The following is a 14,121-nucleotide window of genomic DNA, read 5'->3' on the forward strand; positions in this document are numbered from 1 at the left end:
GACGGCTGGAAGACACTCCCACAAGCATCAGAAACAAAGGAGACGATTGACCTCGCCGCCTGACCGAATACCATCTTCATACCGGAGATCGCGCCACCCGAATTCCTACACAACTCGCGACGGCACCGGCCCCTTGATCACCTCCACGCTCTGAAGAGTGAAAGGATTGATGCGCGGGTTGTTGTAGAATCCGAAGTTCGAGCGCAGGCCGTTCACGAGTTGAACAGGCGCCACACCACGGATGAGAGAGAAGTCGCCGCGGGTGTCACGGCCGTAGGCAGCGCCATAGACACCGGGAACGTAGAGCAGGGCATCGTCGACGTCCTGCACGCCCTGATCCTCAAGGCGCTGTTCCGTGACGACGCTGACCGAGCGAGGCGTCTCAATGATGGGTGAATCGAGCTTGGTGGCGACGTTCGCCGACGTGCCAATTGCCTCACCTTTCTGCCCGCCCGACTGCTGCGCGCGTCCCTTGTCGGCTTCAACGGTGATGGATTCGAGTTCAAGAACCTCTTGCGCGCTGACCGGACAGGCGGCGGCAAGCAGCAGGCCCGTCGCGACGCCCGAGCGCAGGATGAGTTTCCGCGCGGTGAAGATGCCCATTGTACTCATAGATGGTCTTTCTGTTTGGCTTTAGTTCTGTCCGTTTCGAGCGAACCGACTGAAAGGTTAGGAGATGTTTTTCTGCACGTGTAGGAACTTGAGGGCTGTCAGATGGGTCGGGTGCGCTTGTCCTCCTCATCGCAGGTTGAAGCGGAGCGGCACCGAGACGGTGAGTTGCTGCTGCGGCATAGTCTCCGGGGCCGCGGGAAGGCTGGTTCCGGGACTGGCGGCGGCCAGAGCCGCCTGATCGAGGGATGGGTTCCCGGTGCTCCGCACCAGGGAAGCACTGACGATCTGTCCTGACCGCTGCATGGTGAAGCGGATGGTGGCCACGCCCTCAAGTCCCTGCGCCCGCGCGGTCTCCGGATAACGCAGGCGACTCCGCAAGGCGGCAGCCAATTGCGCGACATAGCGGTTGAGCACGTTGGGATCAGCCGATGCGGCCGCGCCACCTGTGTTCTCGCGCGATGAGGAGGCCTGTCCCTGCCGCGGGGTCGAGGGGACGGGCCGCTGTTCCGCGACGTCCCGGCGCGGCGGAGGCTTACGCTCAACCTTCTTCGGCGCGGGCGGCCTCACACGCTTTGGCGCAGGCTTCTCCTCGACGGCCTTTGCGACGACAGTCTCCTCGGGTGGAGGAACGGCTGCGACCACGTCGGGCTCGTCCGCCGCCGGCGCTTCGACGGGCGCCGCATCGGCCGGCACGGCTTCGACCAGATCTTGGGAGGGGACAACCTCGGCGGCGTCCGGCGGCAGCGCCTCAGCCATCTCGACCACTTCGGTTGTCTCCTCCGGTGGAGGGGGGGCTGCCGTGATCGGCTCTGGCGGCTGGGCCTCAATCGGCTCCGTCAACGCCTGCGCGGGTGCCGTTGCCTCGACCGCAGCAACCGCCTCGGCGAATTCCATGGCGGGCGCGAGATCAATGGTGATTTCCTGCTCGCCGGGCGGGTTCTGGACGTCGCGCGAAGTCCACAGCACCATGGCTCCGAGAGCGCCAACATGCAGGGTAAGCGCGACCAGAAAGGCGGCGCCGAGGCGTCCCTGCTCGCCGGCCGTTCCCCTGCTCAACCCGGAGGTTTGTATCGTCCCAATCATCACTGCGCCGAGCTTCCGCCGGGTGCCTGCGCGATCAGCGACACCTTGCTGAAGCCGGCGGCGTTGACCTGTCCCATGATCTCGATGACGCGCCCGTAAGGCACGTTGCGGTCGCCTCGCACCAGCACGACCTGGGCCGGATCCTGGGCGGCTAGTTCCTTCAGACGTGGCACCATGGTGTCGGGAGTCAGCGGCTCCTTGTCGAGGAAGGGCTGACCGTTTTCGTCGATGGTGACGACAACGGGCTGCTTCGGTTGTGATACATTCGTCGGGGCGGTCTTCGGCAATTGCACCGGCACCCCGACAGTCATGAGGGGCGCTGCCACCATGAAGATGATGAGCAGCACCAGCATCACATCCACGAGCGGAGTAACATTGATCTCGGACAGCGGCGCTGCGCCGAACTCGTCGTCCGACTCGCCCGAGCGGAGCGGTCCCATGCCCATTATTCGGCGGCCTCTGACCGGAGGTGGGGCTTGCGGTCACGGGCAAGGCGGTCGCCAAGGGCGGTGATACCCGACGCGAAGGATTGCTGCACGCGCCCGAGATCCGTCGTGAGCTTGTTGTAGGCGATCACCGCCGGGATGGCGGCCACGAGGCCGATCGCCGTGGCGAAGAGGGCCTCGGCGATACCAGGAGCCACGACGGAGAGGCTCGTATCCTGGCTCTTCGCAATGGCCGAGAACGAGTTCATGATGCCCCACACGGTGCCGAACAGGCCGACGAAGGGCGCCGCCGAGCCGATGGTGGCGAGGAAGGGGAGGCCCGGCTGGAGCCGGCGCATGTCGACCGCGAGTGCAGCCCGCATGGCACGCTCGATGCGCTCCCGCCGCTCGGCCCTGGTCTCGGACGGGTCCTGGTCGCGCCAGGCCTCGTGGCCTGCGCCCACGATCCGGCCAGTGGGTCCCGGCATCTGCGGTTGGAGCCTCTCGCCGGAACGGGCGGCGGCTTCGAAGGCACGCGCCTGACGCCGCAGGGAGGCAAGGCGCACGACCTTGTCGACAATGATCGTCCAGCAGCCGAGCGATGCCAGAACGAGCAGGATCATGACGCCTTTGACTATTGGGTCAGCCTGCAGGAACAGACCGAGGAACGACATGTCGTGAGCGGCCGCGGGAGCGATCTCATTCATTGGTTTCGCCTCACTTGGCAAAGGGGACGGTGGCGACCTTCGAGGCCGTCTCGATGGCAGACAGGCAGGCCTCGCGTGAACCGGCTGCGCCCTCGCACGCCATCACGTCGTTGAGCAGGATGCGCCCCAGGCGGGGGCAGGCGAGGCTGGTGAAATCGAACAGCTTGATGAGCGTCTTCTTCTCCGGCACAGGTCCGACCTCGACCGCGAGCCGCTTGGCGGCGACCCCATCCGTGTCGAGGGCGAAGAGATCGAGCTTGAGGGAGCGCCAGCCCTCCCCTTTCTGGTTGTCGATCAGGAAATAGGCGCGGCAGTTCTCCCCCGCAGCCTCAAGTCTGTTGAGCTCGATCCGAACACCGCTTGTTTGCGCCCATGCGGGACTGACACCCACGGCCGCCACCAACATCATCAAGGGCAGCGGCAATCCGCTCGAAAAACTCCGTACCTGCATATCGTGATCTTCCGTCGTTTCAGTGGATGGCGGCGTTGGCCGGTCGCGGGGTTTGAGGCGCAAGGCCAAGCCGCAGAGCATTCAGCCTGTCGGCGGCGGCGGTCACGCACGCGCACAGGCTTGAGGCCGGCTGCCCTCTCGTCAGAGCTTTCGCCTTTCCCCGCAGGTCGTCCTGGAGACCGCGACGGGCGCAGTGGATGAGGCCCATGAGCTGATATTCATCTGCCGTCGCTCGGCAGCATGTGGCCGGCATGAAGGCCCAATCTCCTTCACGCTCGTGGCGGATCGCGCGCATGATCCAGGTCATGGCAGCGACGAGTTGCGGGCCCTCGATCGGTCCGAGCATCCGCTCAGCTGCATCGTAAGCAGCATCCCAACAGGCGACATCGCTCGTTATGTAGCCGGCGGCCACGAAGCGCAGGATCGAGAGCCCCAGCACGTCGGCATCGTCCGAGCAGATGTCGGCGATCTGGCTCGTCTGTTGATCGTATCGGTTCATGAATACACCTGTTGACCGGGCGAGCGCTCCCGTGGCGCAAACATGCGCGGGCCTCAGCAATGCATTGTACGAGGTGCCTATGCGGCGGGCGGCGGGGCTCTTTACGCCAGTGGTCGACAGACTTGAGGCGGCGGCGAAAGTGAAACTTCGCGCCTGCGATGCCATGAGGTCATGATTTCTTCCAATCGACGTGGTTCAAGGCCAAGCGGCTGGACGACAGCCAAAATACGGCTGCGAACGAGGAGTAAGTAGCAGCGATAATCTATTTGCGTCAATGGGTTAGCAGACACTCAGAGCCATTCTAAAACAGACTCTATGTTGCTGTAGCACCTCAGATATTTTTCTTCTTTGGAAGCTGTTTAGAGTAACTTTTTTCGTGAAAGCGCCTTGGATCGGCTGCCAAAAACGGTGTCAGGCTCTGTCCTTGCTCAAGCGAGAGAAAGCGCATGGTTGTCCCAAACCCAGCGGTCGAGATCGCCGCCGACCCGCTCGAGGGTTCGCCTTTCGACTGTCGTCAATTTCACGCCCGCGTTGCCCGAGGTGACGAGGAATGTTCCGCTATCCCGTGCGGGTCCGCACACGTCCGGCATGCGCCTGCGCCCCAGATAGCGCCGCGAGGCCCTGTCCCAGAGTGCCACGACATTGCCCCGCGGACTCGTGGCGGCGATGATCACACCGGAGCGGTCGAGCGATACGGAGCCGACATAGTTCGCCATCGACACGAGGTCGTCCTCCGGCATGTTGAGAAGGACCGTCTCGCCGTCCGGCACGAGAATGCCGACCAATTGAACGATATTGAGCGGGTCGCCCTTGAACTGGCAGCCGACCACGATCTCACCATCCGGCGCGCAGGCGAGGTGACGGATGCTCAGGTTGCGAAGCTCGCGCGCAAGCTCGATGCGGTTCTCGACTTCACCGCTTCCCGCGTTGAGAAATGCAAGGCTCGGCTGGAGTTCCCTTTTGTTGACGACATCGCGGCTCTCCGACTCCGTGCGCTCTCCCCCATTGGCGACGACAAGGCGCTCGCCGCCGGGCAGGAATGTGGGTTCTGTCGCAAATCCGGAACAGGGGCGAGAAGCAGTAGATGCACCGTACTGCCCTTATGCGGCGAGCAGGTGAAACTGCTCCGCGAGCGACAGCTGCCCCCTGGTCTACCTATTTCCATGATGAGATTTTGCGAGCACTTCGTCGTGAAGTGTCCGGCATGGATGACATAGCGCGGGATGCGAAGTCCGTTCAACGACTGGCGCTAGATTCCCGCCGCGCACAGATCAACATCCGCTCATCCCTCGATCAGATCGGGCTTCCCGACAACCTGATCAAACTGGACGAAACTCCTGCGGTGAGTTCGTCCGTAGCGGTGAAGAGCTAACTTTGACCATTGAGCTACAGCCCACGCCTTCCGGGATCTCTGGATGCTAGACCTGGATTGGGATGACAAGCCGGTTCGCAATACTGGTGTAAAGGTCCACCTCAGCCTCAGGCGCCCGCAGCGATACCAGCAGTGAATAACGAGCGGATCGTTCCCACCGCTGCAATCCTGGTTTTTCTTTCCACCAGCCACTTACAGGGAAGATGCCAATGGCATCGCGATCGGCGAGGGCAGCAGCACTGCCTCGCCAGATGTCAGAGTGGATGGATCCGCGATCGCGGATTGTGCCCAGGAGCCACTCATCTGCGCCTGCAGCTGCCCCGACTTGCCCCTCTTCCTCAGCTTCGGCTGCGCGATTGATCCTTTGCCTGAACTGCTGAAGATTCTCCAGCGAGCGTTTCACGGCGAAGCGGAGCGCGTGCGAGGCGTAGCGGTGCCGGCGGGTCCAGCCGCGCTCGCCCGGATTCGGCTCGACGAAATAGGACAAGGTAACCCGAAGCTCGACGTCCTGCTCGCCGAGCGCGAGCAGCTCGTCGCGCGGCCAGGGCAGCCGGTGCAAGTGCATGTCGCGCGTCTTGATCGCCGATCCGTCCTTTCGGAAGGGCAGCAGCGCGTCCTCGACCATCAAGGTGGCGTCGTTCGAGGCGCTAAGGAGAGCGCGCTCGAGGTCGGGCACGCCCCAGCCGTACCGTCGCAGCAGCGCCGCGCGCTGCGCCTGCGAACCGGCGGCATCGAACCAGGCGCGCATCGCCGGCGTCCACTCGGCCGAGTGGACCATCAGCCCACGGACCGTCTCCGCCCAGAGCTCCGGCCGCTCGGCGATGATGCCGGCTGAGAAGTTGGCGGCCAATGCGGCGGCGGCGCTCGTATCGCCGAAGCTATCGAACAGTCTCACGTTCGGCCGGTAGTGGGTGGTGACGAGCTGGAGATCGTCGATCGCCTCCGCCGGGTTCATGCCGTCGTGCCCGAAGTTTCCGCCCTCGAACACGACGTCGGGCCGGATCGGCCATTGGCGGTCCCAGACGTTGGATGTGCGACTGGCCGGCGACAAATCGCCCGCCGGTGCGAGCGCGTTCCAGCCTGCGAAGTCGGTGTGGGTGATCGTCGTCTTGTCGGTATATGCCCCGACGACGAGCGCGTTCCAAGCCTGGCACGGGTTCTCGGCCTCAGCCAGATCGTTGGCGTCAAGATATTCGTCCGCGTCGATCGGATCGCGGATGTTCCCGGCAGCGAGCACCATCAGCCGGCGTTGATCGCCGCCGCCGTAGCAGAGCTTGTCGACGGCCGCCGACCAGGACGAGGGTCGGCCGCGACCCAACCCCACGTTGCTGGTGACTGCCATGCAAAACACCCGCCGCCGGCCGGGCGCCGCCGCTTCGACCTTGCCAATGCCGACCTCGGTGACTGCGCCGTAGAGCTCCGGATCATTCTGCGCATTGGGCGGCAGCACCTTCACGGTCTCGAGCCGATGCGTGAGCTCGATCACCTCTCCGGTCGCAAGCGCGGCCTCCAGGTCGCGATAGAGGGCGACGCCCGCCATCATCGTGCCGTGGCCCGTCCAGAAGGCGCTGTCGCCCACGCCCCAGGCGTTATCATAAGCGTGCTGATCCTCTGGCTCGAGGCCGGGCGCGATAAGTGGATGACCTTGGGTGCAGCCGCTATCGAGCACACAGACGGCCGGCGCGAGCGCACCAGGCGCCAAGGCGCGATCGACGAGGTCGCCCGCCCAATCGGCCTGATCGACAGGGCGCATGTCGAGGAAGAAGCTAGGGCTATCCTTGGGCGCCCGAAGCTCCGCAACCGCGTCCGTGTTCATTACCAGCCGCGCCATTGTCTCCGTGTCGGCGAGCGCGAGCACGACATCGCGCTCAGGGAAGCTCACGAGGTGCGGCTTCACCGTGACTTCGAGACGCGCAGCGACGGCGCGGAAGTTGGGCAGCCGCCGGTCGCGGAGCCATACCTCCCACCAGACCCTAACACCGTCGCCTGGGAAGAGATCGTCCGCGTCTGTGAACAGCGAGCGCAGCGCCGAGAGCCGCACGTCCTCAATCCGCGCGACCAGATTCTGGTTCTTTGGCTTGCCGCCCGCCGTCTCCTCGTTCCGGTACTGCTCAACCTTGTTCGTGAAGTATTCAGCCTGCGCTTCGGGCACGAACACCGTGGCGCGCATCGTCTCGGCGTCCTCTGTGGGCGGGTGGACGGCAACCAGCTCGATCTTCCTCGGCCGGTTTTCCAGCCCGTCCAGAGCCGCCTGATGCTCCACCGGCACCTCGAAATCGAGGTAGAAGCCAGCTTCGCCTTCTGCGAGTTGCGGATCGCGCGTTAGGAGCTGCTGCCGTGCTCCGGCGATCGCCTGCCCGAGCGCCTGTTCAAGCTTTGCGGCGTGCGCCGCCCGAGCACGCGCTGGCGGTAGTCCGCTGCTGCCGCGACGAGGTGAGGTGTAGATTTCGCTTTCGACGCCACCCTGCATCAGGAAGTGTGGCCGGTTCCGGGGTGCCTTCGCCATCTGACTATTGGGACGTGTTCGCGGTGTGGCGCTCTTGGAGGGCGGCGATCAACATAGCAGTGCTGATCTCGTTTGACCCGCTCAGCACCGCCCCCTTAGCGGCCTCGTCGGCCGCGCGGGCGATCTCCGCCTGACTCAGCCCTGCCATTGCCTCGAGAACGCCGCTCCATTCAACGGTCTTGAGGCTGAACGTAGACAGCCGATTCTCCACGATGCCGCAGGCGATGTCCGGCGTCGGCAGATCGTAGGTGATAACGTCGTCGAACCGGCGAAACAGCGCCCGGTCAAGGAGCTCGGGGTGGTTCGTGGCTGCGATGATCAGGCTTGGCCCGTCGTCGTTCTCCAAGAATTGGAGGAAGGAATTCAAGACACGGCGAATTTCGCCGACATCGTTCTGCCCGGCTCGCTGGGCGCCGATCGCATCGAATTCGTCGAAAAAGTAAACGCCGCGTTGTAAGCCAATTGCGTCGAAGACAAGGCGGAGCCGGGTCGCTGTCTCGCCCATCAGCTTCCCGATCAGTCCATCGTAGAGAACCGTGAACAGCGGCAGCTTGAGCTCGCCCGCGAGCGCGGCGGCGCTCATCGTCTTGCCCGAACCCGGCGGCCCGACCAGCAGGAGCTTGCGCCGAGGCGATAACCCATGTGCCCGAAGGCGCTCCTGCTGGCGCTGCTCCTTTATGACCCGCTCCAGTTTTGCATGCAGATCAGGAGCGAGAACCATACTGTTGAGGCGGATGTCGGAGTAGCGGGCCGCCAGAAGGCCACTCAGCTCCCCTTTCGGTTGAGCTAGAGGTACAGGGCCGGCGCCCCGACGGGCGACCGTGGAGCTCCGGCCCTTAGCCGAATCGATTAGCTCCCGCAGCTCTTGGGCGAGCTTCCCGTGCCCTTGGCGAGCCTCATGCGCAGCAAGCTGTGTCGCCACCGACATGAATCGATCATCGTCGCCGGCAATGTGGCTCTGAAGCAGAGCGACTATGTGACGTGACGTACTCATTGGACCGATCCAACCTTCGGGGTTAGAGCATAACATTCATCTGTCTTGGGCAACTTACCAAATAGGATAGCGCCGGTGTTGTCCAAACAAATCGGAGCGAGTGGTTACTAGCGGGACGGCCTAATGACCCTGCTTCGCCCGGGCACATCGGGGAGCTTGGCGCGCGTTACCCTAGGCGTTACCCGAGAATTGGGTACGCTGAGCGCCACCGGCCTCGAACCAACAATGTCTTTGATTTTCTTGAGAAATTTGGTGGGTGATGTAGGGCTCGAACCTGCGACCCGCTGATTAAAAGTCAGAGCGTCCGGCTATGATACATTTGGCAACCATCGGGGCTTGCTCTCCAAGAGTCCGGGAACGCGGGTCGGAAGCTCGAGTTGAGGCGGCATCACAGGAGCCGCTTGCATGTCCGCAGCCTTACCTCAGCTGATCACAGCCGTCACACTGTCATGTGCCGCCACCGCACTGACCTGGAGTTCTGTCCAGGCCGCCGAGGCTGACTTTTTTGAGCGTTTCCGCGGTACTTGGTCCGGTTCCGGAAAGGTCCGGCGCGAGGGCGCCTCTCAGCTGCGACAGGTGACCTGCTCCGTCACAGGAGCTCCTGCGGAGAACCGGATCAGCGCACTGGGCAGCTGCCGCGCCGTTGTGATCTTCAGCCACCCAATCGGGGTTGATCTCGTTCATGATCCCCGCTCCGGCACATACCCCGGAACCTACACCGGCTCCCAGATCGGCCCTGCCCGGCTCAGCGGCACCCGCAAAGGTGATGCTGTGAACCTCCGGATCGAGTGGCCGCGCCCGGTCAACGGCGACATACAAGCTGCCATGGTGATCCGGAATGACGGCCGGGGCAGGCCCCGCATTATGGTTGCAGAGAATCTCACCCCCGGCGGCCCCGTTCAGCAGACCACCGAGATTGTTCTGGCGCGCCAGTAGCGGTGTAGCTTACTCGGTCTCCTGAAGTGCCTTGCGCACGGCAGCCAGCGACAGGCCGAAGTGCTTGGCCACTTGAGTGGGGGCTACTCCGGCCAGAACAGCGGCCCGCACGGCTTTGCGCTGTCCCTCCTGCAGCGGCGAAGAGCCCTTGGCAGATCTCGAGGGTTTAACTTGGCTGGTGCGTCTTGGAGCAAGCCGATCCAGGGATGCTCTGGCCTGTCGTGCGGCTGTCTCCAGTTCCAGGTGGTTGTACCCGCCCTTCTCCAGTCGGCGCTGCACCTCCTCAACGAGATCGACAAGCTGCTGGGCCAGTTGAACATCGGACAGGCTGGCCAGCGCCGGCGGCTTAGCCGGAACAGGAGCCGGTTCAGACGAGGGCGTCGGGATGGTCAGAGTGACCTCGAACAAGTCGAGCGTGCGCGGTGAAGAACCCTTGTGCGGCATAGACCATATATGGGCATCGGGCGGGGCTTTCCCAAGGTTCGGGCACCCGCCCGAATGCCGCTGCTAGCGCGCTCCTGGCTCCTGGAGGGAGACCCCCGCGGGTACTTTGAGCTCGCCCTCCTGTCCATCCAAGTCGATGAAGCGGCTGTTCCTGGGTATCACAAGCCCCTCCCCTATCTTTGGCAGCCGGGACAAGGCCGTGCATGCCATAGCAGACCTGCCTCCTGGCGAGGTCTCGGTGCCAGTGAGCCGTGCCCCAGGTTGACCAGATCCTTGAAGGCTCCCCTCAATCCGCATGCTCTGATCCGGAAAAGCCCAGGTGAAGCGCTGGCCTGTCTGTTTCCACTGGCCCGGCCATTCCCCTGGCTTTGTGCGGGAGGCATCGAAGATGTAGGGGCTCACCTCGTCATGCTCAAACTCCCCTCCCCCAACCCCTCCGCCCGGGTAGAAGGTGATCACGAACTGGGACTGATCGCTCGAGCGGGTGCATTGCCAAAGCGAGCCGGCCAGGTTCATGCCGTCGGCAACGGCTGCCGGGGACAACACGACGCTGCCGATCGCGGCAAGGAGAAGGGCTCTCATGGTGCTGTCTCCGATTAGAGGAGGTGACGGAGCAGCACGGTAGTCGGCAGTTCCTTACTAAGTTTTCTCAGGAGGCTGGATTGGAGCGGTCGGTATTGTTGCCGCTCGACTCCAGCAAGCACACCAGGGCAAAGACGCTGATCACGGCGAGGAACTCAGCGCCGGATTGGAGCCAGGATGGAGAACTCTCCCGCAGTGGGCCTACTGCCGCGAGCGAGATTAGAAAAGTAACAACCGTACTCCATACCAACATGTGCCGCCGTCCCTTGGAACGGGAGGAGCTATTATCTCAAGATACATGAATGGTAAATGACAGCCTCCCTTCAAGATGAAGGGCAGATTTATACAATGCCCCAGGCGCGATAGCGGGTTCGTCCGGTGAGCTCGCGCGGCAGGGCGCCGCCGAGCTGGGCCAGCATCAGATCGACCGCCTTGGGCGTGACCTTTAAGAGCTTGGCCCCGAGCGGCACGGTAACCAGCGGGCGCGACAGGAACAGCTCGACCAGCTCCGGCAGCTTCGAGTTGGAGCGGGTCTTGGCCGTGACCCGGCTCATCAGCTCGCGGGCGAGGATCAGCCGATCAAGGTCCTTGTGGGCAATGCCAAGCGCCTCCTCGAGCACCTGGCAGAAGCCCTCCAGCTTCTCGGCCGCTCCCTCCCGCCCCTGCGGCCGGAACCTGGATTGCTTGAAGCCAGCCGCCAAGGGCAGCAGATGATGGGTGAGCCCCCCTCGCCCGCAGGATGGATGCTGCCATGATCAGCCCGAGCCAGGGCAGGCGGGTGTACAGGTTGAGATCGAGCCAGGCGTTCCAGGCCACGGCGGCCGCCGCAATGGCCGGCCAGTGAGAGGTGCGCTGGACCACATCGAGCCACAGGTCCTCGGCCTCACCCTCATCCTGATCGGGATCATAGACCAGATGCGAGCGGCTCTTGCGCAGCGGGGTCTCGCCGGCGAGCACCTTGCTGGTGCGATCCAGGAGAGCATCGATCTCGGCAAAGTGCGCCTTCCACGGATCGGCATCGTTGGCATAGGCCGGATAGACCTCGTCATCGTCCGGGTCAGGCTTCTTGCCCTTCGACCTGACGGATGCCTCCTCGGCCACGGGGCCGATGCCGCGCAGGGCGGCCAGGCCGTCGATGGACAAGGGCCACGGCGCCTTGCGGGCCATGGCGGTGCGTCTCGCGCGGAGAGCTGCGGCGGCGCGGGTGAGCTCGTGGGTGGGGTGGCGCACGTCCATGCCGGCATCGTGCAGGACGAGATCACCAACATCGACAAGATGGCCGTCCAGCAGCAGGGCGCGTACTGCTTCGGTCATGTCACAGCGCGACTGCCAGCCAGCTGACAGCCCTGAGGCCTCCAGTCGGGCATCGAAGCGCAGGAGGCTGATGGTGATCGGCTCGAGCCGGCCGGCGATGGTCTCCCACGCCAGCTCGGGCAGAGCATAGGTGCGGGGTGTCAGCCGCTCGTCGTCGTAGTCCCCTGCCCTGCTGCCGAAAGCGTAAGTGGGGCACATTGGGGGGCAGGGATTCCGCCAAACGGGCATTCGTGATTCAATCCAGGCATGAGCGCGCCCGGTGGTTCCGCCAAGCCCCTATCCCAGAAGGCCCTGCGTCTGCTCGTCACGGATCTGGCCGGTAAGATTGATCGACTGGAGCAAGAGGTCGAGCAACTGCGCCTCGACAACAGCAACCTGCGTATCGACAACCAAGCCCTGAAGGACGAGATCGCCCGGCTCAAGAACCTGCCGCCGCGCCCGCCCTTCAAACCCTCCGGCATGGAAAAGGCCACCCAGCCGCGGCCCGCCAAGCCTGGCCGGCGCCCCGGGCGCGGCGCCAAACGGGATCGGGTCACGCGCGAGGTGACGATCCGGGCCGAGGTGCCAGCCGGCTCGCGCTTCAAAGGCTACAAGACGGTGGTGCGACGGGATCTGGTGCTGGTCGCCGAGGTGGTGCGCTACAAGCGGGAACGCTGGCTCACGCCCGAGGGCCAGACCCTCATCGCGCCGTCGCCGGCGGGTACGGGCCCGGCGTGCGCCGGTTCTGCCTCGCCCTGCACACGCAAGGCCAGGTGACCACCGAGCGCCTCACCGATCTGCTGAACAGCATCGGCCTGTCGATCTCCAAGCGAGAGGTCGTGCGCCTGCTCACCTCGGACCTGGAGCGGTTCGCGCAGGAAGATCGTGCGATCCTGCAGGCCGGCCTGGCCTCCTCGCCTTACCTCACCGTCGATGACACCGGTGCGCGCCATGCCCGCCGCCCGGGCGTGACCACGCAGATCGGCGGCGAGCGCTTTTGCGTCTTTCGCACCAGCCGGTCGAAATCCCGTCTGAACTTCCTGTCGCTGCTGCGGGCCGGCCGTGAGGACTACGTCGTCAACGAAGCCACGCTGGATTATCTGCGCGCCCAGCCTGTCGATGGAGCCGTGATTGCTCGATTGACCAAGCTCCAGGGCAAAGTGTTCAGTTCGGATCTGGAATGGCTGGAGCATCTGGCGCGGTGCTCGATCAACATCTTCGACCGCCCCCTGCTGCAGTCGCTGAACGAAGCCGCCACCTGGGGTGCGCTCCGGCACCATGGGCTGATGGAAAACACCGTCGTGGTCTCCGACGATGCCGGCCAGTTCCGGGTTGCCACGCATGCCTTGTGCTGGGTTCATGCCGAGCGCCACCTCGAAAAGCTGATGCCGACCTCGCCCAAGCAGGCGAAAGCCGTTGAGCTGGTGCGCGCGGCGATCTGGTGCTTCTATCGTAGTCTGAAGCTGTGGAAACAGAGTCCTGCCCCGGGCGCTGAGGCCTCATTCCGGCGGCAGTTCAACCGGATCTTTGGCCAGCGCACGGGCTACAAGGACCTGGATGAGCTGCTGGCTCGCCTGGCGCGGCGCAAGGACGAGTTGCTGCGGGTGCTCGAGCGGCCGGAGATCCCGCTGCATACCAATGCGTCCGAGAACGACCTGCGCGCCTGCGTGATCAAGCGCAAGATCTCCGGCGGCACGATGAGCGCCGATGGCCGTGTGGCACGCGACGTGATGCTGGGGCTTTCGAAGACCTGCCGCAAGCTCGGGCTGTCGTTCTTCACCTATCTTGGGGACCGGCTCGGATTGAACGGAGATCAGCCGAAGATCCCGCCGCTGGCCGACCTCGTCATCCAGTCAGCCTGAGGCATGGCCCCCCAAACTGCCCCGATTACGCCGAAAGCCACGCTTGAATCCCCAAGCTATGTCATTGATGTTCCCAGCTATAGCTCAGCAGAAAGAAGCAAAGCAAGGTGTTACTACATCGTGGGGTGAGGCAGTGTGGCGCTCTATCAGAGAGCTTCCGCGGAGATCTGATCCGCTGCTGCCGGCGAGCACCTGCTTGAAGTGCTTGGGAGCCAATATAGGTCCTAAATGGGGTCAGCGCAAGATCTGTTCCTGATTATACGCTAAGGTAGAACGAACAAGGAACGCCCTCTATCAACGGGCTATGCAGCGTGGGCCAAAGCCTTCGGCAATCGCAGGGGACGGAAGCCGTCCA

The 14,121-nt window shown here is 63.9% G+C and carries 14 protein-coding genes and 2 pseudogenes; 3 read left to right on the plus strand and 13 right to left on the minus strand.

Annotation, left to right across the window (positions count from 1 at the left end; all coding sequences use genetic code 11):
- Nucleotides 1-105 precede the first annotated feature (105 nt).
- The 7 genes from GR303_RS23645 to GR303_RS23675 form a co-directional block, all read right to left on the minus strand.
- Nucleotides 106-603 (minus strand): TonB-dependent receptor plug domain-containing protein, encoded by a 498-nt coding sequence (locus GR303_RS23645; protein ID WP_161726862.1) that lies wholly within the window; start codon nucleotides 601-603, stop codon nucleotides 106-108.
- Nucleotides 604-738: 135 nt separating this feature from the next.
- On the minus strand, nucleotides 739-1,668 hold the full coding sequence (locus GR303_RS23650) for an energy transducer TonB family protein (protein WP_161726860.1): 930 nt from the start codon (nucleotides 1,666-1,668) through the stop codon (nucleotides 739-741).
- Between the two features lie 26 nt (nucleotides 1,669-1,694).
- A complete protein-coding gene (gene tolR, locus GR303_RS23655) occupies nucleotides 1,695-2,141 on the minus strand; it encodes a protein TolR (protein WP_161726858.1) in 447 nt (148 codons plus the stop codon).
- Nucleotides 2,141-2,827, minus strand: coding sequence for a MotA/TolQ/ExbB proton channel family protein (locus GR303_RS23660; RefSeq protein ID WP_161726856.1), 687 nt, complete (start codon nucleotides 2,825-2,827; stop codon nucleotides 2,141-2,143). Before GR303_RS23660 ends, tolR begins: the two co-directional genes overlap by 1 nt.
- 10 nt (nucleotides 2,828-2,837) lie before the next feature.
- A complete protein-coding gene (locus GR303_RS23665; protein WP_377029259.1) occupies nucleotides 2,838-3,236 on the minus strand; it encodes a Tat pathway signal protein in 399 nt (132 codons plus the stop codon).
- A gap of 61 nt (nucleotides 3,237-3,297) precedes the next feature.
- On the minus strand, nucleotides 3,298-3,942 hold the full coding sequence (locus GR303_RS23670; protein WP_161726852.1) for a hypothetical protein: 645 nt from the start codon (nucleotides 3,940-3,942) through the stop codon (nucleotides 3,298-3,300).
- Between the two features lie 263 nt (nucleotides 3,943-4,205).
- Nucleotides 4,206-4,814 carry a DUF1513 domain-containing protein gene (locus GR303_RS23675; RefSeq protein ID WP_161726866.1) on the minus strand — a complete coding sequence of 203 codons (609 nt, stop codon included), beginning with the start codon at nucleotides 4,812-4,814 and terminating at the stop codon, nucleotides 4,206-4,208.
- Nucleotides 4,815-4,981: 167 nt separating this feature from the next.
- On the opposite strand from GR303_RS23675, the gene GR303_RS24505 reads away from it, so the two are divergent.
- The gene (locus GR303_RS24505) at nucleotides 4,982-5,149 is read left to right on the plus strand and encodes a hypothetical protein (RefSeq protein WP_210254037.1); all 168 of its coding nucleotides are present in this window, start codon (nucleotides 4,982-4,984) and stop codon (nucleotides 5,147-5,149) included.
- A gap of 46 nt (nucleotides 5,150-5,195) precedes the next feature.
- Here GR303_RS24505 and GR303_RS23685 read toward each other — a convergent pair whose 3' ends face one another.
- Together GR303_RS23685 and GR303_RS23690 are read right to left on the minus strand one after the other, a co-directional pair.
- Nucleotides 5,196-7,655, minus strand: a complete 2,460-nt coding sequence (locus GR303_RS23685; RefSeq protein ID WP_161726848.1) for a S8 family peptidase — start codon at nucleotides 7,653-7,655, stop codon at nucleotides 5,196-5,198.
- A gap of 4 nt (nucleotides 7,656-7,659) precedes the next feature.
- Complete coding sequence (locus GR303_RS23690; protein ID WP_161726846.1) at nucleotides 7,660-8,649, minus strand: AAA family ATPase; 990 nt, start codon at nucleotides 8,647-8,649, stop codon at nucleotides 7,660-7,662.
- 405 nt (nucleotides 8,650-9,054) lie between these two features.
- Here GR303_RS23690 and GR303_RS23695 point away from each other — a divergent pair, with 405 nt between their 5' ends.
- A complete protein-coding gene (locus GR303_RS23695; RefSeq protein ID WP_161726845.1) occupies nucleotides 9,055-9,585 on the plus strand; it encodes a hypothetical protein in 531 nt (176 codons plus the stop codon).
- A 9-nt stretch (nucleotides 9,586-9,594) separates the two neighbouring features.
- Here GR303_RS23695 and GR303_RS23700 read toward each other — a convergent pair whose 3' ends face one another.
- The 4 genes and pseudogenes from GR303_RS23700 to GR303_RS25370 all read right to left on the minus strand — a co-directional run.
- Nucleotides 9,595-10,029: a hypothetical protein gene (locus tag GR303_RS23700; protein WP_161726843.1), complete on the minus strand. Its 435-nt coding sequence runs from the start codon at nucleotides 10,027-10,029 to the stop codon at nucleotides 9,595-9,597.
- Nucleotides 10,030-10,092: 63 nt separating this feature from the next.
- A complete protein-coding gene (locus tag GR303_RS23705; RefSeq protein WP_161726841.1) occupies nucleotides 10,093-10,611 on the minus strand; it encodes a hypothetical protein in 519 nt (172 codons plus the stop codon).
- 341 nt (nucleotides 10,612-10,952) lie between these two features.
- Nucleotides 10,953-11,165, minus strand: a complete 213-nt coding sequence (locus GR303_RS25615; RefSeq protein WP_246205880.1) for a helix-turn-helix domain-containing protein — start codon at nucleotides 11,163-11,165, stop codon at nucleotides 10,953-10,955.
- Between the two features lie 51 nt (nucleotides 11,166-11,216).
- Nucleotides 11,217-12,153 (minus strand): annotated as a pseudogene (locus tag GR303_RS25370) (DUF1612 domain-containing protein); the annotation flags it as partial.
- Nucleotides 12,154-12,171: 18 nt separating this feature from the next.
- Here GR303_RS25370 and GR303_RS23720 point away from each other — a divergent pair.
- Nucleotides 12,172-13,766, plus strand: a pseudogene (locus GR303_RS23720) (IS66 family transposase).
- Nucleotides 13,767-14,121 lie beyond the last annotated feature (355 nt).

Source organism: Microvirga arsenatis (assembly GCF_009910705.1).
Classification (GTDB): Bacteria; Pseudomonadota; Alphaproteobacteria; order Rhizobiales; family Beijerinckiaceae; genus Microvirga; species Microvirga arsenatis.